This window comes from Serratia sp. 201 (assembly GCF_037027545.1).
GTDB classification, from domain to species: Bacteria; Pseudomonadota; Gammaproteobacteria; order Enterobacterales; family Enterobacteriaceae; genus Serratia; species Serratia bockelmannii.
This window is the reverse complement of the sequence record NZ_JAXCHC010000005.1, coordinates 144,161-165,437: the sequence shown is the minus strand read 5'-3', so window position 1 is coordinate 165,437 and position 21,277 is coordinate 144,161. Positions and strand designations below refer to the sequence as shown.

Annotated in this window: 16 protein-coding genes, 1 tRNA gene and 1 other RNA gene; 1 reads left to right on the top strand and 17 read right to left on the bottom strand. The window is 59.8% G+C overall.

The features are described from left to right. Positions 1–268 precede the first annotated feature (268 nt). The 14 genes from dppF to WA302_RS22350 form a co-directional block, all read right to left on the bottom strand. Complete coding sequence (gene dppF / locus WA302_RS22415; protein ID WP_015376237.1) at positions 269–1,258, bottom strand: dipeptide ABC transporter ATP-binding subunit DppF; 990 nt, start codon at positions 1,256–1,258, stop codon at positions 269–271. After that, positions 1,255–2,235 (bottom strand): dipeptide ABC transporter ATP-binding protein, encoded by a 981-nt coding sequence (gene dppD / locus WA302_RS22410; protein WP_004934132.1) that lies wholly within the window; start codon positions 2,233–2,235, stop codon positions 1,255–1,257. Before dppD ends, dppF begins: the two co-directional genes overlap by 4 nt. Before the next feature lie 15 nt (positions 2,236–2,250). Next, complete coding sequence (dppC, locus tag WA302_RS22405) at positions 2,251–3,153, bottom strand: dipeptide ABC transporter permease DppC (RefSeq protein WP_025304838.1); 903 nt, start codon at positions 3,151–3,153, stop codon at positions 2,251–2,253. Positions 3,154–3,164: 11 nt separating this feature from the next. After that, the gene (gene dppB / locus WA302_RS22400) at positions 3,165–4,184 is read right to left on the bottom strand and encodes a dipeptide ABC transporter permease DppB (protein ID WP_038630050.1); all 1,020 of its coding nucleotides are present in this window, start codon (positions 4,182–4,184) and stop codon (positions 3,165–3,167) included. 170 nt (positions 4,185–4,354) lie between these two features. Then, positions 4,355–5,962 carry a dipeptide ABC transporter periplasmic-binding protein DppA gene (gene dppA, locus WA302_RS22395; protein WP_025304836.1) on the bottom strand — a complete coding sequence of 536 codons (1,608 nt, stop codon included), beginning with the start codon at positions 5,960–5,962 and terminating at the stop codon, positions 4,355–4,357. A gap of 601 nt (positions 5,963–6,563) precedes the next feature. Beyond that, positions 6,564–8,255, bottom strand: coding sequence for a glycosyl hydrolase family 18 protein (locus WA302_RS22390; RefSeq protein ID WP_025304835.1), 1,692 nt, complete (start codon positions 8,253–8,255; stop codon positions 6,564–6,566). A 425-nt stretch (positions 8,256–8,680) separates the two neighbouring features. Then, a non-coding RNA gene (locus tag WA302_RS22385) (RtT sRNA) lies at positions 8,681–8,809 on the bottom strand. 36 nt (positions 8,810–8,845) lie between these two features. Beyond that, positions 8,846–8,922, bottom strand: a tRNA-Pro gene (locus WA302_RS22380). A 120-nt stretch (positions 8,923–9,042) separates the two neighbouring features. Beyond that, a complete protein-coding gene (locus WA302_RS22375; RefSeq protein ID WP_025304834.1) occupies positions 9,043–10,374 on the bottom strand; it encodes an MFS transporter in 1,332 nt (443 codons plus the stop codon). 95 nt (positions 10,375–10,469) lie between these two features. Next, entirely contained in the window at positions 10,470–12,014 is a 1,545-nt protein-coding gene (gene uhpB, locus WA302_RS22370; protein WP_336064751.1) for a signal transduction histidine-protein kinase/phosphatase UhpB, read from the bottom strand. After that, on the bottom strand, positions 12,011–12,601 hold the full coding sequence (gene uhpA, locus WA302_RS22365) for a transcriptional regulator UhpA (protein WP_025304832.1): 591 nt from the start codon (positions 12,599–12,601) through the stop codon (positions 12,011–12,013). Before uhpA ends, uhpB begins: the two co-directional genes overlap by 4 nt. Before the next feature lie 123 nt (positions 12,602–12,724). Beyond that, complete coding sequence (eptB, locus tag WA302_RS22360) at positions 12,725–14,419, bottom strand: kdo(2)-lipid A phosphoethanolamine 7''-transferase (protein WP_025304831.1); 1,695 nt, start codon at positions 14,417–14,419, stop codon at positions 12,725–12,727. A 225-nt stretch (positions 14,420–14,644) separates the two neighbouring features. After that, positions 14,645–15,070, bottom strand: coding sequence for an organic hydroperoxide resistance protein (locus WA302_RS22355; RefSeq protein ID WP_004934114.1), 426 nt, complete (start codon positions 15,068–15,070; stop codon positions 14,645–14,647). Positions 15,071–15,230: 160 nt separating this feature from the next. Then, positions 15,231–15,695 carry a MarR family winged helix-turn-helix transcriptional regulator gene (locus tag WA302_RS22350; protein WP_049209001.1) on the bottom strand — a complete coding sequence of 155 codons (465 nt, stop codon included), beginning with the start codon at positions 15,693–15,695 and terminating at the stop codon, positions 15,231–15,233. A 96-nt stretch (positions 15,696–15,791) separates the two neighbouring features. Between WA302_RS22350 and WA302_RS22345 the strand changes: the two genes are divergently transcribed. Beyond that, complete coding sequence (locus WA302_RS22345) at positions 15,792–16,391, top strand: HD domain-containing protein (RefSeq protein ID WP_025304829.1); 600 nt, start codon at positions 15,792–15,794, stop codon at positions 16,389–16,391. On the opposite strand, the gene WA302_RS22340 is transcribed toward WA302_RS22345, so the two are convergent. The 3 genes from WA302_RS22340 to bglF form a co-directional block, all read right to left on the bottom strand. Further along, the gene (locus tag WA302_RS22340; RefSeq protein WP_373408032.1) at positions 16,392–17,762 is read right to left on the bottom strand and encodes a carbohydrate porin; all 1,371 of its coding nucleotides are present in this window, start codon (positions 17,760–17,762) and stop codon (positions 16,392–16,394) included. Positions 17,763–17,913: 151 nt separating this feature from the next. Next, on the bottom strand, positions 17,914–19,317 hold the full coding sequence (locus WA302_RS22335; RefSeq protein ID WP_025304827.1) for a glycoside hydrolase family 1 protein: 1,404 nt from the start codon (positions 19,315–19,317) through the stop codon (positions 17,914–17,916). A 14-nt stretch (positions 19,318–19,331) separates the two neighbouring features. Continuing rightward, the gene (bglF, locus tag WA302_RS22330; protein WP_025304826.1) at positions 19,332–21,194 is read right to left on the bottom strand and encodes a PTS beta-glucoside transporter subunit IIABC; all 1,863 of its coding nucleotides are present in this window, start codon (positions 21,192–21,194) and stop codon (positions 19,332–19,334) included. Between the last annotated feature and the right edge of the window lie 83 nt (positions 21,195–21,277).

The following is a 21,277-nucleotide window of genomic DNA, read 5'->3' as shown; positions in this document are numbered from 1 at the left end:
CCGGCGTGCTTTTTTATTAGGGTTTTATAATAGAAATGGCGAAACAACTCGACCGACAGAATGTTATTAACAACAAACCGTTGAATTCTATTATTCGATTATTATTTTCATGCGAAGATTCTTAAAAAATAACGATTTGTCAGAATGACGTTAAGGGAATAATTTAAAAAATGAGTTGTCGCGATCGTTTACTGACTAACCCTTTGATTGAGTAATAAAAAACGCCGGCGTGATGCCGGCGTGAATTTAAGCGATGACGTTCGACGCCTTACGCCCCCGGATGTTCGTCCTGATCGACCGCAAAGCAGGCCACCATCTGCTCACCGTACTGTTTGAGCTGCGGCTGCAGCTGTACGCAGGTGCCAAAAGCGCGGCGGCAGCGGGCATTGAACGCACAGCCCGGCGGCGGATTCATCGGGCTGGGCAGCTCGCCGGTCAATTTGATGCGCTCGCGGCGCATATCCGGGTTTAACCGCGGCGTCGCCGACAGCAGCGCCTGAGTGTACGGATGACGCGGGTTGTTGAAGATCGCCTCTTTGCTGCCCTTTTCCACGCAGCGACCGAGGTACATCACCATCACCTCGTCGGCGATGTGTTCCACCACCGACAGATCGTGCGAGATAAACACATAGGACAGCCCCAGCTCCTGCTGCAGATCCATCATCAGGTTCAGCACCTGCGCGCGCACCGACACGTCCAATGCCGACACCGGTTCATCGGCGATCACCACGTCCGGATTCAGCATCAGCCCGCGGGCAATGGCGATACGCTGGCGCTGGCCGCCGGAGAACATGTGCGGGTAGCGGTCATAATGCTCGGTCTTCAGGCCGACCTTCGCCATCATCTCCAGCGCTTTTTCCCGCCGTTCGGCGGCGCTGAGCGACGTGTTGATCAACAGCGGCTCCTCGAGGATCTGCCCGACCTTCTTGCGCGGGTTGAGCGATCCGTAAGGATTCTGGAACACGATTTGGATCTTCTGGCGTCGCAGTTTCTCGGCCGAGACGTCCGGCTTCAGCAGATCCTGCCCCTGGTAGTACAGCTCGCCGCCGGTCGGCACTTCGATCATCGTCAGCAGGCGGCCGAGCGTCGATTTGCCGCAGCCCGATTCGCCGACCACCGCCAGCGTTTTGCCGCGCTCCAGGGTGAAGGACACACCGTCGAGCGCCTTGACCAGCCGCTCCGGCGCGAACAGGCCCTTTTTCACCGGGTAATGCTTCTTCAGGTCAATCGCCTGCAGTAAAGGTTGATTCTGGCTCATACGGTCGGCCTCCCCGCATCATCCAGCGGTGTGTGACATTTAACCTGACGGCCGGGAATGCTGCGCAGTTCCGGCTCCTCGTTACGGCAGCGCTCGTTGGCGTACGGACAACGCGGATTGAGCAGGCAGCCGGTCGGGCGATCGTATTTGCCCGGCACCACGCCCGGCAGCGAAGCCAACCGCGCCTTGTCGGCGGCAAACTCCGGCAGCGCGCGCAGCAGTGCCTGGGTGTACGGGTGGCGCGGCGCGCGGAAAATCTCCGCCGCCTTGCCGGATTCCACCACCTGGCCGGCGTACATCACGATGATGTGATGCGCGGCTTCCGCCACCAGCGCCAGATCGTGGGTGATCAGCAGCAGCGCCATGTTTTCGCGCTGCTGCAGGTCCAGCAACAGCTCGATGATCTGCGCCTGGATGGTCACGTCGAGCGCGGTCGTCGGCTCATCGGCGATCAGCAGCTTCGGCCGACAGGCGATGGCCATGGCGATCATTACGCGCTGGCTCATGCCGCCGGAAAGCTGGTGCGGGTATACGTCCAGCCGCGAAGCCGGATCCGGAATGCCCACCTGGGTCAGCAGGTCGATAGCACGCTGGCGGCGAGTGCGGCGATTGCCGCCCTGATGCACCTTCAGCGCCTCCATGATCTGATAACCGACGGTATAGCACGGGTTCAGGCTGGTCATCGGATCCTGGAAGATCATCGCCACTTCGGAGCCCACCAGCTGGCGGCGCTCTTTTTCGGAGATCTTGCGCAGATCCTGGCCGTTGAACTCCAGCTTGTCGGCCATCACCTTGCCGGGGAAATCGATCAGGCCCATGATCGCCAGCGAACTGACGGATTTGCCGGAGCCGGATTCACCGACGATGCCGACCACCTGACCTTGCTCCACGCTGTAACTGATGCGGTCTACCGCGCGGAACGGGGTGCCTTCGTCACCGAAGTGCACCGAAAGCTTGTCTACATTCAATAACGCCATCTCTCTCGTCCTCTGTTACTGCTTGAGTTTGGGGTCGAGAGCGTCACGCAAACCGTCCCCCATCAGGTTGAATGCCAGCACCGTCAGCAGGATCGCCACGCCGGGGAAGGTCACCACCCACCAGGCACTTTGCGCGAACTGCAGCACGTCGGAGAGCATGGTGCCCCACTCCGGCGTCGGCGGCTGCGCGCCCATGCCCAGAAAGCCGAGCGCGGCCATGTCCAGAATGGCGTTCGAGAAACCGAGAGAAGCCTGCACGATCAAAGGCGCCAGGCAGTTAGGCAGAATATTGACGAACATCTGGCGCAGTGCGCCGGCGCCCGCCACCCGCGATGCGGTGACGTAGTCGCGGTTGACCTCCACCAGCACCGCCGCGCGCGTCAAACGTACATAGTGCGGCAGGGCGACGAAGGTCAGCGCCAGCGAAGCGTTAACGATCGACGGCCCGAATACCGCCACCAGTACCAGTGCCAACAGCAGGCTCGGCAGAGCCAGCATGATGTCGACGACGCGCATGATAATCGCGTCCACCACGCCGCCGAAGTAACCGGCCAGCAGGCCGAATATCACGCCCATGATCAGCGACAGCACTACCACCAGGCAGCCGACCAACAGCGACAGCCGTGCACCGTACATCAGGCGCGACAGGACGTCGCGGCCCACGTCGTCGGTGCCGAGGATATATTGCCAGCTGCCGCCCTCTTGCCACACCGGCGGCTTGAGCAGAGCATCGCGGAACTGGTCCGCCGGCGCATGCGGCGCCAGCACGCCGGCGCCGAGCGCGATCACCAGCATCAGAACGATATACACCAGGCCGACCACGGCCCCTTTATTGCGCTTGAAATAGTGCCAGAACTCCTGAAACGGGGTCATTGGCTTCGGCGCACCTTTAACTGCAGACTCAGTGATTTGAGACATGAGAGCGCCCCTTATTTCTTGTGGCGAATACGCGGGTTGACCACGCCGTAGAGCACGTCTACCAGCAGGTTAACCAGAATGATCATACAGGCGACCAGCAACACCCCGCCCTGCACCACCGGGTAATCGCGGCGCTGCAGCGCGTCGATCAGCCAGCGGCCCAGCCCCGGCCAGGAGAAGATGGTTTCGGTCAGAATGGCGCCGGCCAGCATGGTGCCGACCTGCAGCCCGATCACCGTCACCACCGGCAGCAGCGCGTTGCGCAGCGCGTGGACGACGATCACCCGCATACGGCTCACGCCCTTGGCGCGGGCGGTGCGAATGTAGTCTTCACCCAACACCTCCAGCATCGAGGAGCGGGTCATGCGCACGATCACCGCCAGCGGGATGGTGCCCAGCACGATGGCCGGCAGGATCATGTGCATCACCGCGTCGATAAAGTCGCCCGGCTCGCCCCAGATCAGGGTGTCTATCAGCATAAAGCCGGTCAGCGGCTGGCTGTCGTCAAGGAATACCGTGTCGCTGATGCGCCCCGACACCGGCGTCAGGTTAAGCTGCACCGACACCAGCATGATCAGCATCATGCCCCACCAGAAAATCGGCATCGAATAGCCGGTCAGCGAGATGCCCACCGCAGTATGATCGAAGACCGAGCCACGTTTGACCGCCGCCAGCACCCCGACCGGGATGCCTACCAGCACCGCGAAAAGCATCGCGCAGAAGCCCAGCTCCAGCGTGGCCTGAAAGCGCGGAACGAACTCGCTCCAGACGGAGATGCGGCTTTTGAGTGAGGTGCCCAGATCGCCGTGCAGCACGTTGGACACGTAGGAGAAATATTGTTGATAAAGCGGCTTGTCCAGCCCCATTTCCGCCATCAGCTGCGCGTGGCGCTCGGCGGAGATACCGCGTTCCCCGGCCATGATGGTCACCGGGTCGCCGGGGATCATATGGACGAATGCAAAAGTCAGCAATGTAATGCCGATAAACGTTGGGATAACTAACCCCAAACGTCGGAGTATGAACTGCAACATATCCCGAACTCTCTGTATCAATGCCCGGCAGCTCATCGTCCGCCAGGCTTATTAACGCTCACATGCCTTTGAACGATTCGACGGCCATACGCCGGAGACTGGTCAGCAGGGGCGCAAACCTGTTGCGCCCCTGCAAGTCCATTCGTGCGTCTCCGGTAAAGCGGTCGAAATCAGTCTACAGAGACATTCTCGAAGTGATGCTTACCGAGCGGATCCACGACGTAGCCTTTCACTTCCTTACGCACAGGCTCGTACACGGTGGAGTGTGCGACAATCAGCGCCGGAGCCTGATCGTGCATCACCACCTGCGCCTGTTTGTACAGTTCGATGCGCTTGTCGTGGTTGGATTCGGCGCGCGCCGGTTGAATCAGATCTTCAAACGGCTTGTAGCACCAGCGGGAGTAGTTGGAGCCGTCTTTCGCCGCCGCGCAGCTGAACAGCGTGGCGAAGAAGTTATCCGGATCCCCGTTGTCGCCGGTCCAGCCCATCATCACCGTCTGGTGCTCGCCCGCTTTGGCGCGCTTGAGGTATTCACCCCACTCATAGGTCACGATTTTGGCTTTCACGCCGATCTTGGCCCAGTCGGCCTGGATCATTTCCGCCATGCGGCGTGCGTTTGGGTTGTAAGGACGCTGTACCGGCATCGCCCACAGGTCGATGCTGAAACCGTCGGCCATGCCCGCTTCTTTCAGCAACTCTTTCGCCTTGGCCGGATCGTAAGCGTAATCCTGCACCGCGTCGTTATAGCCCCACATGGTTGGCGGGATCAGGTTCTTGGCCGCCTGGCCCGCGCCCTGATAAACCGCGTCGATGATCGCCTGCTTGTTGACCGCCATGGTCAACGCCTGGCGCACCTTCAGGTTATCCAGCGGCTTTTTCTCGACGTTGAACGACAGGTAACCCACGTTCAGGCCTGGCTGTTCCATCAGGTTGATGGACTTGTCTTGCTTCATGCGGGCGATATCGGCCGGGTTCGGGTACGGCATCACCTGACATTCGTTTTTCTGCAGTTTGGCGTAGCGCACGGAGGCGTCAGGCGTGATGGAGAACACCAGGCGATCGATCTTCGGCTTGGTGCCCCAGAAACCGTCGAATGCCTTGTACAGGATCTTGGAGTCTTTCTGGTATTGCAGCAGCTGGAACGGACCGGTGCCGATCGGATTCAGGTCGACTTTCTCCGGCGTGCCGGCTTTCATCATCACGTCGGCGTATTCGGCGGACAGGATGGACGCGAAGTCCATGCCCAGGTCAGCCAGGAACGGCGCCTCCGGGCGGTTCAGCACGAAGCGCACGGTGTTGTCGTCCACTTTTTCAATCTTGGCGATCAGCTTAGGCATGTCCATGCCTTCAAAGTATTCGTAGCTGCCGCCAGACACTTTGTGGTAGGCGTTGTTCGCATCCAACTGGCGCTCAAAGGAGAACACCACGTCGTCGGCGTTGAAATCGCGCGTCGGTTTGAAGTCTTTGTTGCTCTGCCACTTCACGCCTTTACGCAGGTGGAAGGTGTAGGTTTTGCCGTCTTCGCTGACGTCCCACTTCTCAGCCAGGCCCGGCTGCAGTTCGGTGGTGCCGATTTTGAATTCGACCAGGCGGTTGTAGATCGGTACCGAGCTGGCGTCGTAGGTGGTGCCGGAGGTAAACAGCTGCGGGTTGAACCCTTCCGGGGAACCTTCAGAACAGTAAACCAACGTCTTGGCCTGTACGCTGGCCGCCACGGTCAGCGCGATCAGCCCAATACCGAATTTCAGAATCCCCGATTTACCCAAGGAACGTGTCATCGTTAGTGCTCCATTGTGTGATGTGATGTGTGTAATTGCCGCCAGACCTGTATTTTTTATTGCGTGGCCTGTGCGATCGGCGCCCGAAGGCAGAAGGCGTACGAGGAGAGAATGCCGGATGGAACGCATCGCGGCGGGGACGTCTGAGCGCGTGGAATTCACTCAAACAACTCTCGCTCTTACCCCTGAGGCTATCAAGTTGCCAACTGTTTGGGGTGTCGTCAATATAACCAGTGGGGATTTACGCAGACTGTGAGAAACAGCAAACAAACATAAAAAAAACCTTTTGTTAACAGTTCCAGCATGAAAATTTATGCTAAGCGGCCATTTTTAGCGCATTGGTCTGACCCTAACAAAGTTACTGGTTTTTAACTCCGTTAAAAAACGCCAAAACTTTGTTGCTGAATGATGAATATCTGAACGGTTATTTTTGTGATCGCCGTTAAAGACAGGAGGAAATGCTGAAGGATTACCCAAAAGGGTGAGTCCGATGAGCGCGTTTTGCACCGGGCAGGCCCACAATCTGTGCGGCGTAAAAAAACTTTCGGCTGCGAAAAAGCCGGGGGCGAAAGGATATCCCCCGGCAACGCACTGCAACCGATTATTGAACGCCGGCGCTATTGCCCAGGCTGGCGTTCATGCTGTTAAGAATATCGCCATTGTCCGCGTCGATCTCCCAGGAGAACAGGCCACCTAACTGCTTATCCAACACGTACTTGCCTTTGGCCTGCACCGAGCGGGCATCGTCGAAGGTGATCAGATCGCCGGTGGAAGGTTTGAACACGTAAGGCGCTTCCGCCGTGGCGTCGTAGGTATACTGCCACTCGCCGCTCATGAACTGGCTGGCGATTTGGCGGTAGTCCACGATGCCATTCTCCCAGGTGCCTTTAACCGGCCCGGTGGCGGTACCGGTGAACGGAATGTTGTTCTGGTAGCCGTTCACCCCGGTCCAGCCGCGGCCATACATGGCGGTGCCGACGACGATCTTGCCCGGCTTGACGCCCTGCGTCAGCAGCGCATTCACGCCGTTCACCGTGGTGTAGGCGGTATCCGGTTTCCAGGCCGGCGCATTCAGCGCGGTCTGATGCCCCAGGTTCTTCAGATCGAAGGCGCCATAGAAGTCGTAGCTCATCAGGAAGATTTGATCCATCGAGTTCTGCGCAACGTTGTAAGCCACCTTGTCGATCTTGTCCTTGCCAGCGCTGATGGCGGAGGTCAGCTCATACTTGCGGCCGGTTTCCGCCGACAGCTGATCCAGCATCGCCCGCAGCTCCTTCATCAGCAGCACATAGGTTTCCCCGTCTTGCGGGCTGCCTAGGTTAGGGTTGGCGCCTTTGCCGCCCGGGAACTCCCAGTCGATATCCACGCCGTCGAAGAACTTCCAGGTCTGCAGGAACTCTTTTACCGAACCGACGAAGCGATCGCGCTTCACCTTGTCGCCCATGAAGAAGAACGGGTCGGACAGCGTCCAGCCGCCGATCGACGGCAGAATTTTCAGGTCAGGATGCGCCTGCTTCAGCGCCATCAGCTGGCCGAAGTTGCCCTTGTAGGGGTCATCCCAGGCGGTCACGCCCTTCTGCGCTTTTTGCAGCGCGGCGAACGGATCGTGGATCGAGACTTTGAAGTCCTCGCGGCCCTGACAGGAGCGCTGCAAGGCCTGGAAACTGCCTTCGATCTCTTTCAGGCTGTCGTTGATGCCATTGCCGCCGCAGATCGGGATAAAGCCGTACAGCAGGTGGGTCAGGTTTTGCGCCGGGATCTTGTCGACGGTGAAATTGCGCCCGTAAACGCCCCACTCGACGAAATAAGAACCGACCACTTTGCCGGAGTTCTGTTTATACGGTTTATTCTTTTCCAGCAGCGGCTCTTTCAACGGCGCCAAATGGCTGCCGTCGGTGTCGGCCACCACAATTTCGGTGGCGTCACTGGCGGTGCAGCCGTCGGCATTGCACAATGCCACCTGCATTTGATAACGGCCTCCTTTATTCACTTTAAAATTCGCCGTACCGGAAGAACCGGTTGAAGGGCCGCTCCACGCCTCTTTGCCATTTAATAAAATTTTTGCCGTCGTGCCCGCGTCGCCATTCCATAAATTCCAGGAGACAGAAACGTCGGCGGCATTTTTTACCTTCACCAGATTATTATAAGCGGTGGCCGCCTGATCGACTTCGACAATGGCGAACTTGGTGTTGCCCCAGGCGATGGTCGGCTTGCCCGGCGCGGCGGCCTGCGCCGCGGAACACAGCGTACTGCCGATCAACAGCGCCAACAGCGGTTTATTAAATTTGCGCATAACTGATTCCTTTATTCCGAGAGGATAAACATAAAAGAGTTAATCGTCGCTACGCATTGCCGAAGCGAAAAAATTCCGCAATAATCCACGAAGATTAACGTTAATAAATAATCACGGTATTTCCCACGCGACGGGAATAAGAGTTCCCGCGTTGTCCATTTAGACTATAGGTAAAAAAAACGTGAAAACAAGAGCGCTATCAATCGGGTTTTATTTGGCAAGCATGAATTTATTTAAACATGAAAATAAGAACCTAATGGGAATAAGGAATGTGAATTAATTAAGCGTAAAGGATAAATATATTTCACGAGGACGGCAGATTGAGGCACGCCATAAAGCGAAGCCGGTCGTAGCGAAGGAGGTACTCATCCTCATAAACTGCAGGCGAAAAAAAACCTGCTTTAAAAAGCAGGTTTTTCGAATGGTGGTCGGCGAGAGAGGATTACGCGCATCTTTGATGCGCGCCCTGCGGGCCGTTGCTAAAGCAACGTTGTCTCGCTTCGCGAGGCTCGAACCTCCTGCGGAGGTACTCATCCTCATAAACTACGGGCGAAAAAAAACCTGCTTTAAAAAGCAGGTTTTTCGAATGGTGGTCGGCGAGAGAGGATTCGAACCTCCGACCCACTGGTCCCAAACCAGTTGCGCTACCAAGCTGCGCTACTCGCCGATGCGGGGCGCATCTTACTGCTGGCGGTTATAGGCGTCAATCACTTTTTTTCCCCTGCATTTCAAGTGATGATAAAAGCGCCATAATGCGCTGCGCCGGGGGCTGCGCAGCGTATTTTACTCAGGCGTTGGCCGGTTTCAGTGCCGGCGTCTGCGCACGCAGGAACGGCAGCAGGAACAGCGCCGACAGGCAGGCGGCGATGGAAATCACCACGAAGAAGCCGTTCCAGTGCCAGACTTCCATCACTCGCGCAATCGGATAGCCGGACAGCGCTGCGCCCAGGTAGGCGAACAGGCCGACGAAACCGGTCGCCGCGCCCGCCGCATCCTTGTGCGAGCACTCCGCCGCCGCCATGCCGATCAGCATCTGCGGGCCGAAGATGAAGAAGCCGATGGCGAAGAAGCAGCAGGCCTGCAGCAGGTAGGTCACGCCCGGCATCAGCCACAGCGCCGCCACCGACAGGAAGATACCGATGGCGAAAATCAGGTTCATCGGGCCGCGGTTGCCGCGGAACAGCTTGTCGGAGCCCCAACCGGCCACCAGTGAACCGATAAAACCGCCCACTTCAAACAGCGAGATGGCCGAGTTGGCGGTCATCAGCGAATAGCCCTTTTCCTGCGTCAGGTAGAGGTTGCCCCAGTCGTTGATCGCGGTGCGCACGATGTACACCAGCACGTAAGAGACCGCCAACAGCCAGATGTACTTGTTGGTCAGCACGTAGCGTTTGATGATCTCGCGATTGCTCAGCCCCTGGCCTTCCGATTCCTGCACCAGCTCCATGGCGTCGTTACGCCATTTGCCGACGCTCGGCAGCCCCAGGGTAGATGGCTTGTCGCGCAAGCGCCAGCACATCAGCAGGCCAAGCACCACGCCGATGATACCGGGAATGATCATGCCGTAACGCCAGCTGAAGTGCAGCGAGATAAAGCCCACCAGCAGCGGGATCAGCGCCCCACCGACGTTGTGCGAGGTGTTCCAGATCGCCCACCAACTGCCGCGCTCGGAGCGCGAATACCAGCTGGTGAGGATTTTGGAGCACGGCGGCCAGCCCCAGCCCTGGAAGAAGGCGTTGAGGATCCACAGCGTGCCCAGCATCAGCAGCGACGAGCTGAGGCCGAAGAAGATATTCAGCACCCCGGTCATGATCAGGCCCAGCCCCATAAAGTAACGCGGGTTGGAGCGATCGCTGATCATACCGGAAATGAATTTCGAGCAGCCGTAGGTGATGTAGAACAGCGTGCCGAGGATACCGACGTCGGACATCGTCAGACCCAGATCGCTCAGCATCGCCGGCATGATGAAGTTGAAGCTTTTGCGCGTGAAGTAAAACGCAGCGTAGCCGATGTACATGGTGCACATCAGCTGGATGCGCCAGTATTTGTAGCTGGCGTCGATCTGCCGTTGATCGGTGACCTGCGGCGCGTCCGAGCGGCTTTTAAGGAAAGACCACATGTGGAACCTCAGAGGATTGAATAAAGTGCCGCTATGATGCTCCCCGCGCGCGCGGGAGGCTTACGCCGGATTCCCGACGCAGTTAGGAGTTTTTCCTAGTTTTGCGCTTGCTCCGGTGAAACTGTGGGCAAGATCACACTCAAACAGGCGCCCCGCTCCGAGGTGAGCCGCAGGCTGCCGCCGAGGGCGCTGATGCGCTCCTGCATGCCGCGCAGGCCATACCCCGGCTGATGGTTTTCCGCCTCGAAGCCCACGCCGTTGTCGCGGATGGTCAGGGCGATCAGCGGCGCGGCGCCTTTGCGCGGCTGCAGGCGTGCGTCCAGCTCCAGGCGGCTGGCGCCGGCGTGGCGGCACACATTGGTCACCCCTTCCTGACACACCCGGTACAGCGTGATTTTCAGCGTTTCATCCAGCAGCTCGTCCGGCACCTGCCATTGCAGGCTGCTCACCAGCGACGCGTCCTGCGGCAGCGATTCCCGCAGCATCGCCGCCACCGCCGCCGACAGCGGCAGGTTGTTCAGCGCCGCCGGCCACAGCTGGGTCAGCACGTCGTGCACCCCGTCGTAGACCCGCAGCGCCAACGCATCGATGGTGTCGGCGCAGCCGATCACCGCCGGTTCCGGCGCCAGGCGTTTGACGATGCTGGCTTGGGTGCGGATCACGGTGATGGTCTGCCCCACTTCATCGTGCAGCTCGCGCGCCACCTCGCGCCGGGTTTGCTCCTCCGCCGTCACCAGCGCCCGCGCCAGCTGGCGGTTCTCCGCCAGCCGCAGCCGCAGCTGTTGATTCAGTTCGCGCTGGCGCTGAATGCCGGCGCCCAGCAGCAGCCCGGTCAGGCTTTGAGCCAGCAGCGACAGCAGCAGATCGCGGTGCGACTCCGGCTGCGGCGGCTCGTTGACCATCAGCGCCACGCCGTTGAGCAGCGTCGCCAACAACGCGCCCTGCCAGCCATAGCGATAAGACATGAACACGATAGGAATGGCCAGGCAGAACGGTGCGAAACGCCGCAGCTCGGCGGCGTTCACCTGCTGCTGCAGCCAGATGCTGAATGCAAACAGCAGCAGATAGCTGGCCAGGTGGCCCAGACGCAGCTCCACCGGCTTGTGGATCAGCCCCGGCTCCAGCGGCACCCAGATTTGGCGTGCCAGATAGTGCCACAACAGCAGGCAGGTCGGCGCGATGGTGAAACCGCCGGTCAGGCCGAGCAGCAGCGCACGGGCGCCTTCGCCGCTCACCAGCTGCCACACCAGCGCCTGCAGCAAGGCGGCGGTGGCCACCACCGCGCCCTGCAACAGCGGCCATCGCCATTCTCTGTCGCTCTGCTGATGGCGCAACAGCCACGGCGAGGCCAGCAGGCTGAGCAGCACCGTCAGCACCAGCACCGCCACCGACGCCCACAGCGCCGGGCCGTAACCGAACTGGTCCGCCAGCAGCGCCATCAGCAGCAGGTCGGCCAGCAGGATCCCCGGCCAGAAACGGTACGGGCTCTGCAGCAAAATGCCCATGCGCAAGCCGAACGGGAACAACAGCAGCGCCTGCCAGGGCGGGTCGATCAGCGCGGTGCCGATGCCCCACAGGCAAAACGAGCTGGCGGCGTAGATGAAAAACAGCGCCAGCTGGGTGATCAGACGCTGCGTCACAGGTTCAGCATCCGTCTGGCCAGCTCAACGTTGTTGGTGATGCCCAGCTTGGCGAACAGGTTGGCGCGATGCACATGCACCGTCTTCGGCGACAGCCCCAAGGCGGCGGCGATCTCGCGCACCTCCTGGCCCTGCGCCAGCAATAGCGCGATCTCGCGCTCGCGGCGGGTCAATGGATCCACCTTCACCCGCGCCAACTGCTGCGCGATTTCCGGCATCAGGTAGACGCCGCCGCCGGCGACGGTGCGCACCGCGGTGATCAGATCTTCCGGTTTGCAACGCTTGGAGAGGAAACCGCTGGCGCCGCGTTCCAGCGCCATTTCCACCAGCGCCGGGTTATCGTGCATCGACAGCATCACCACGCGGATGCCGGAAGGAATGTCCGCCAGCAGATCCAGCCCGCTGCCGTCCGGCATCGAAATGTCGCAAATGCAGATTTCCGTCTCCAGCCCCGGCAGGCCGGCGCGCGCCTGCGCCGCGCTGCTGAACTCGCCCACCACCTGAATATCGGCCTCCAGCGACAGCAGCTGCACAAAGCCCGAACGCACAATGTCATGATCGTCGATAAACGCCACGCGCAGGGTCATGGAAATCTCCGGTTAGAAGGGGAAGTGCGCAAGTATACCGTATGCACACACCGGAATAATTGATGAAGAGAATGTATTGGGTGAAATTACCGGGTGCGCAAGGCAGGCACCCGGCGGGAGGGATCACAGACGGGCTGGCGCCGTTTTATCCTGTGGCAGATGGCACCAGTTGTTTTTATCCACGATGCCGCCATCGGGAGACGTGTATCCGAGGCAGCCAAGGAGGGTGTCAAACAGCTCGACGTGGCGATGCGTTTTGCCGATGCGCTGCTGCGCCTGCAGCTGCTCAAAGGCGCTGAGGTGCTGCGGGTTTTCGAGGAACTTGTCCGACGCCCACACGATCATCGGCACGCGAAATTGCTCCGGCGGCGCCATTTCGCGCGGCGTGCCGTGCAGGTGCGTATTCTCACCGATCGATTCGCCGTGATCGGCGGCATAGAACACGATGGCCTTCTTGTCCCGCACCTGGTCGATCACATTACTGATAAAGCTGTCGGTATACAGCACCGTATTGTCGAAGGCGTTGATCAACTGGGCCTTGGTGCACGAATCATCCACCCCCATGCACTCCGGCTGATAGCGCGCATAGCTGCGCGGATAGCGCTGCGAGTACAGGTAGTGCGAGCCTTTGGTATGCAGGATCACCAGGTGTTTGCCCTTCGGATAACGCGCCAGCGACTCCTTCATTTCGTCCACCAGCAGCATATCGTCGACCGCCTTACCGTCGTTGCGCTTCTCGGATGCGATCATCTCGCGGAACGAATAGTTGTTCACCTCGGTGTTGTTGTAGAACCACACCTCGCTCTGCATGGCGAACAGCTCGGAAGAGAAGCCCAGATCCTTCAGCACCGCGAACACGTTCTGCTCTTTCAGCGTGCGCTGCGGGTTGTCTTCGGTGCCGCCTTCGCGCACGAACATGCAGCGCAGCGACAGCTTGGTAGCGGTGTCACACGACTCGCCGCGGAACGCCACCAGATTCTTCTCTTTAGACAGCCGCGGCGTGGTATCACGCTCATAGCCCAGCATGCCCATGTGATCCCAGCGCGTGGTCTCACCGATGATGAACACCACGTAGGTATCGTCGATATCCGCCGGTGGTACATAAGTGAAGTGTTTGCCCGGATCGAACATCGTGCTCTGGTCCTGGCTTTCGTCATAGCGGGTGTAGGCAAACAGCCCCAGCGCCGACAGCCAGTTGGACGGCAGATACGAGTGCGCCACCACGCCGCCGTAGCTCGGCAGATCGACGTTGGAGAGCTTCTCTTGCACGCTTTGCTCATCGTCCAGCATGCGCAGCGGCAGCCAGACCAACGCCACCACCGCCAGCAAGACCAGCAGCGGTTTGATGCGATGGCCGGGGGTTTTCAGCTGTTCGATCAGGGTGTAACGCAGGCTGTTTTTCCAGATCAGCAGCAGCGGCAAGGCACTGAGCGCCACCATCCACAGCACAAAGTGCAGGCCAACCACCTCTTTCGACAGATCGATGTCGGTGGTCATCACCGACACCACGATGCCGTAGCCAATCACCACGTTGAAAAACGTCATGTAGTAGCTGGCAGCCACCGAAATCAACACCAGCAGCGAGGCGACGATGCGATAAAACAGCCGGCCGCCGAGCGATACCAGCCGCATGATGAAGAATGTGAACAGGACGATAGCGATGACTTCCGTCACCGCCGAAATAAGCTTAATCCCCTGAATGCCATGCGCCAGTGAATCAAAACGGCGATAGAAAACGGACAGGTTGAGAAAGATGCCGATATAGATCGCTAACAATAACGATAAATTCTGCTGCGATAGCGATTTAACTTTGTTCATGTAACGCGGTGGCTCCGGGGGCGGTGTAGCGGTTCTGACTCAGTCAGACACTGATTGCGGCTTCTGGTTCAGCCAACCGGCAATAAGCGTTATTTTGCGGGTAATAATCAAGAGAATTCTCACAAAACGGACAAAATTTACCGTTTTTTTGAACGATTTTCAGGCAGGGCACGCAAGAAAATGGAGGGACAAACCCTCCATTTTTTCCATATTTCGGCAAAAATCTTACTTAACGTTCAGAGTCACATCGATATTTCCACGGGTAGCGTTGGAGTATGGGCACACCACGTGCGCCTTTTTCACCAGATCTTCCGCCACGCTGCGCTCGATGCCCGGCAGCGAGATATCCAGCTGCACTTCGATGCCGAAGCCGTTCGGGATCTCACCGATGCCGACGGTGCCGTCGATCTTGGCTTCGGCCGGGATTTTGACCTTTTCCTTCGCCGCGACAAACTTCAACGCGCCGAGGAAACAGGCCGAGTAACCGGCAGCGAACAGCTGCTCGGGGTTGGTGACTTCGCCGCCGGCGCCGCCCATCTCTTTCGGCACGCCCAATTTCACGTCCAACACGCCGTCGGAGGAGGTCGCACGGCCGTCGCGGCCGCCGGTTGCGGTGGCGTGAGCGCGGTAAACCACTTTCTCAATAGACATCGTTCATTCCTTCTTGCTGGTTGGCGAGATGACTACGGCTTCCACGAGGTAAAGCCGGTCACATATTTATCTTTTGCGATTAAATCGCGCACTACTTATTTTTGACACTTATTAACCAGTGTAGACCACCCGTGCCGTTCTTGCGTCCGGCGGCGGCGGGTCAAATCTGATCGATCAGGCTGCCGCGCAGCTTTTCCAGCTGCTGTTTGAGCGAGACGATCTCGTCCAGGCTGCAGTCGGTAGCGCACATCACCGCCTCGGGCACCGATTGCGCCCGCTCGCGCAGCGCGCGGCCGGCTTCGGTGAGTGCGATGATCACCTGCCGCTCGTCGGCGGTGGCGCGATAGCGCACCAGCAAACCGGCGGTTTCCAGCCGCTTCAGCAGCGGCGTCAGCGTGGCGGAATCGAGGAACAGCCGCTCACCGATATCCGATACCGTCACCCGATCGCGTTCCCACAGCACCATCATCACCAGGTATTGCGGGTAGGTGAGTTCGAGCTGACTCAACAGCTTGCGGTAGACTTTGTGCAGCGCCAGGTTGGCGGAGTACAGCGCGAAACAGAGCTGCTGATCGAGCTGTAGCAGGTTCTTCGCCTTGGGTTGTTCGGTATCGGTGCTTTTCATGTGTACGAATATAGATAGCGCACGATGTAATCGCAAGCTATTTCTTGTGAGGTATGCTACCTTTTTTTATGCAGAGGATGCTCGGAGGGAAAGGAAATGACGAACACGCTTGTAGAACGCGCGCGCCGCTACGCTACCAAGGCGCATGCGGCCATCGATCAGCGCCGCAAATACACCGACGATCCGTATATCGTCCACCCGCAGGCGGTGATGGAGCTGGTGCGCAGCGTGCCGCACACCGAAGAGATGCTGGCGGCCGCCTGGCTGCATGATACGGTGGAAGACACACCCACCACCCTCGGCGATATCGACAGCCACTTTGGGCCAAAAGTGGCGGAACTGGTGCGGATGTTGACCAACGTCAGCCACGCCGAGGACGGCAACCGCTTCGAGCGTAAAAACCGCGATCGGCGCCACAGCGCCGGCGCGTCGCCGCAGGCCAAAACCATCAAGCTGGCGGACCTAATCGACAACACCCGCTCGCTGCTGGACTACGACAGCCACTTCGCCCAGACCTACCTGATCGAGAAACAGCGCCTGCTGGAGGTGCTGACCGAAGGCGACCCGACGCTGTGGCGCCAGGCCAGCCATATCGTTGAACAGGGGCTGCTCAGGTTGCAGCAGCCACCGCACAACGTGCCGGCCAGCTGGTTCGAACACGCCCGCCGGCGCTACCGCGAGAGCGACGCGGCCTGATCAGAAGGTCACCACCGTTTTCAACGCCGTCACCCAGGCGTCCTGCGTCTCGCTGACGCCCGCCGGGTGATGCCAGTACTGCAGGCCCGGCTGCAGCTGTAGCCACGGCGTGACGTTAACGCGGTAATACAGCTCCGCCGTCACCGAGTGGCCCGGCACTGGCCGGTAGTTCGGATCGTGATAATCACTGATGCCGCTCATCTGGTTGAGATACCGCTGATTGTCTTTATAGCGGTCGCTCAGTTTCACCACCGAGACGCCGAGCCCCAGCCAGTCGTCCGGCCGCGCATCGAACAGCCCGCGATAGCGAATGCCGGTCGAGGTAGACCAGTGCAGGTAGTTACTGCGCTGATCTCCCAGCCCCAGGCTGTAGAACACGCTCAGGCCGCGGTTGACGTCATCCGCATGGCGCGTCACCTGCTGGTTGAAACCGGTATACAGGAACCAGGTGCGATCGTGGTTGCGATAGCCCTGCGGATCGCTGGCGCCCGGCCCGCCGGACACCCCTTCATAAAGATCGCTCTGGCGCGCGTTGGTGAACAGCACGCCCAGGTTATACACCCCCGGCAGCTGGTTGACGGCGTGGGTTTTCAGCTCCAGCTCCATCGGCAACAGGAAGCCTTTGCTGCCCTTGGTGGACCAACTCCAGGCGTGGCTGCGGCTGGGGGCGCTCGGGTTCTGCTCCATCACGCCGCCCTTGAGCGTCAGGCCATCGGTCAGCTTGTACTGCAGCGTGGTGCCCCAGTAATGCACGTTCCAGTTGTACCAGGTCAACGAGTTGGCGGACTTGCCGCCGCACAGCGTCAGCGTCTGAAAATCGCAGGGGATAATCTGATCGAAATCCTGCACCTTGTTCATCATGCCGATGCGCCACTGCAGCCGGCTGTCGAGGAAAGAACGGCTGAAGGTCAACCAACCCAGCCGGGTAATCGACTGTCCGCCATAGCTCTCTTGCGACAGATCGGTCAGGCCGACGCGCGGATCCTGCAGCCGATCGCGGGTCAGGTTGTTGTCATGGTTGCGGTTGACGATATTGCCTTCGATCGCCGCGTCCGGAATGCCGGTCAGCGCCTGCAAATCCTGGCTGAAGGTCAGCGAAAATTGGTCGATATACGACGCCTGTTTATCGTGGTTGTAACCGCCGCCGGCGTTATACGACAGCTGGCTGAGGTAGCCGAGGTTATAGTGGAAGCCATGATCCTCCAGGATCGGCCTGATCCCCAGCATATCCCCCAACAGCCCAGGCTGCGGCGGTTCAAAACCGAGCGCCACCCCTTCCCATTTAGCGGTGGGGGCTTCAACGTCCTTGCCGGTTTGCAGCGTTTCCGCCTGCGCCTGGCTGCACCACAGCGCCAGCGCCGCCAGGGTCATGGAACGAGGTAATAAGCTTTTCATCATTATTATATTTCTCCGCATAACGGCTGACTGCGGGCAACAGCATTCCCTGGGAGAGAATTTCCCATCATGAACAGCAGCGAATAACGTTAGGTTAACGCCCGGCGCTTGCCGCCGGGCTGAAGGGTTAGCGTCGGTCTTTCAGACTGGCGCCATTGCTGTGGATCACATCGCGGTACCAGTAGAAACTCTTCTTGCGGCGGCGCTCGAGGCTGCCGTTGCCGGCATCGTCTCTGTCGACGTGAATGAAGCCGTAGCGCTTCGACATTTCGGCCTTCGAGGCGCTGACCAGATCGATCGGCCCCCAGCTGGTGTAGCCCATCACCTCGACGCCGTCGTCGATGGCTTCCGCCACCTGCACCAGATGGTCATTGAGGTAGTTGATGCGGTAGTCGTCGTTGATACTGCCGTCCGCCTCGACGCGGTCTTTGGCGCCCAGCCCGTTCTCGACGATGAACAGCGGCTTCTGATAGCGGTCGTACAGCACGTTGAGCAGGTAGCGTAGCCCGATCGGGTCGATTTGCCACCCCCACTCCGAGCTGGCCAAGTGCGGGTTCGGCACCATATCGAGAATGTTGCCGCGCGCCGTCTCGTACTGCTCCGGGTCGGCGGTGACGCAGCCGCTCATGTAATAGCTGAACGAGATGAAGTCGATGGTTTCGCGCAGCGTTTGCCGATCTTCCTCGGTGATCGTCACCTGAATGCCGTTTTCACGGAAAAAGCGCTGCATATAGGCCGGGTAATAGCCGCGCGCCTGCACGTCGCCGAAAAACAGCCAGTCGCGGTTTTGCCGCTGGGTTTCCAGCAGATCTTCCGGCTTGCAGCTCAGCGGGTACAGAATGCCGCCCAGCAGCATGTTGCCGATTTGGCCCTCCGGCACGATCTCGTGACAGGCCTTCACCGCTTTGGCGCTGGCCACCAACTGATGGTGGATCGCCTGATAGACGGCGCTCTTGTCGCTCTCCTGCGGCAGGCCAACCCCGGTGAAGGGCGCGTGCAGCGACATGTTGATTTCGTTGAAGGTCAGCCAGCGTTTGACCTTGTGCTTATAACGTTCGAATACGGTGCGCGCATAGCGCTCGAAGAAATCGATGGTGCGCCGATCGCCCCAGCCACCGTAGCGCTTCACCAGACCGTAAGGCATCTCATAGTGCGACAGCGTGATCAGCGGCTGAATGCCGTATTTCGCCATCTCGTCGAATAGCCGATCGTAAAACGCCAGCCCGGCTTCGTTCGGCGTCTCTTCGTCGCCCTGCGGGAAAATGCGCGTCCAGGCGATCGAGGTGCGCAGGCACTTGAAGCCCATTTCGGCGAACAGCGCGATGTCCTCCGGGTAACGATGATAGAAATCGATCGCCACGTCCTTGATGCCGCTGTCGCCCGCCATGCGCGGCGTAATGGCGCCGAAGATGCCCTGCGGCTGCAGATCGGAGGTCGACAGCCCCTTGCCGTCAGCCTGATACGCGCCTTCTACCTGGTTCGCCGCTACCGCGCCGCCCCACAGAAAATGTTGCGGAAACTTGCCGTTCATCGCTTGCTCCTCAATTAACGTAATAAAGTCAGCAGCGGCGCCTGTTCCTGCACCGGAGACAGGCCGCTGGTCAACACGTCCACGTAGTCATCGCTGTTGCTGATGATGATCGGCGTGGTGGTGTCATAGCCGGCGGCATGGATCGCCGCCTGGTCGAACTCGATCAGCAGATCGCCCGGGGCGACCCGCTCGCCTTCCCGCACGTGGGCGGTGAAATGCGCCCCGTCGAGCTTCACGGTATCGATGCCGACGTGGATAAGAATCTCCGCGCCGTCGTCCGATTCGATGCCGATGGCGTGTTTGGTTTTGAACAGCGACGCCACGCTGCCGCTGACCGGCGCCACTACGCGCCCCTGCTGCGGCGCAATCGCCACCCCTTTCCCCAGCAGGCCGCTGGCGAAGGTCGCGTCGTTCACCTGATCCAGCGGCACGATATCGCCGGCGATCGGGCTGAGAATGGCCTGTTTGCGGTTAAGCGGCGCGGCGGCTTCAGGCTGTACCGTCTCTTCCGCCGGCGCGACGCCGAACAGATAGCTGGCCAGCGCGGCGAACACGAACGACAGCAGGGTGCCGCCGATCGCGCCCCATACCGTGGCGTCGATGCCGCCGCCGGGGATAATCTGCGCAAAGGTGAATACGCTCACCAGGCCGAACGAGTAGACCGAGGTATGGAAGTAGCCAATCACCGCACCGCCCAGCGCGCCGCCGATGCAGCCGAAGATGAATGGGCGTTTGTTCGGCAGCGTGACGCCGTACACCGCCGGTTCGGTGATGCCGAAGATCCCGGCGCCGATGGCTGAAGCAGACAGCGCCCGCAGCTTGGCGTCGCGGGTGCGCAGCATCACGCCCAGCGTGGCGCCGACCTGCCCCATCACCGCCGGCAACAGCAGCGGTACCATGGTGTCGCGCCCCAGCACGCTCAAGTTGTTGATCATCAACGGCACCAATCCCCAATGCAGGCCGAAGATCACGCACACCTGCCACATCGCCCCCATAAAGGCGCCGGCAATGATCGGGTTAAAGGCGTAAATGCTCTGATAGCCGTTGGCCAGCAGGTGGCTGAGCCAGGTTGCCGCCGGGCCGATCAGCAGGAAGGTCAAGGGCACGGTGATCGCCAGGCACAGCAGCGGCGTGATGAAATTGCGCAGCGCGCTGTGGATCACCCGGTTAAACAACGGCTCCAGGCGGCAGGACACCCAGGCCGCAAAGATGATAGGGATCACCGACGAGCTGTAGTTGATAAAAGTCAGCGGAATGCCGAAGAAATATTCGCGCACCGCGCCCGGCTGCTGCGCCGCTTCGAACGCCGCCATCATCAGCGGATGCGTCAATGCGCCGCCGATCGCCATGGTGACGAAGGGGTTGCCGCCGAATTTTTTCCCGGCGGTGTAGCCGAGCATGATCGGGAAGAAGTAGAACAGCGAGTCGCTGGCGGCGAACAGCATTTTGAAGGTGCCACCGCTCTCCAGCAGCCAGCCGCAGGCCAGGCTCAGCGCCAGGAAGCCTTTCAGGATCCCCGAAGCGGCCATCACCCCGAGCAGCGGGGTAAAAATGCCGGACACCAGATCGATAAAGCGGCTGAGCAGGTTGTCTTTTTTACCGCCCGCGTCGTCGCTCGGCGCGCCCTCGGCCAATCCGCCGACCCGATTGACCGCGTCGAACACCTCCGCCACGTGGTTGCCCACCACGACCTGGAACTGGCCGCCGCTCTCCACCACCATGATGACGCCCGGGTTTTTCTTCAGCGCTGCCGCGTTGGCACGATTGTCGTCGCGCAGCTTGAACCGCAGGCGGGTGGCGCAGTGCACCAAGCTTTTCACATTGTCGCGGCCACCGACGCCGGCCAAAATCTCACTGGCTAATGTGTCATATTTCATACGGTTATCCTTAGACTTCGCGTTCTGCCGCTCCCCTCCCCGCACTGGCCTGGCGCCGGGGCGAAATGCGGCGCAAAAAAAAA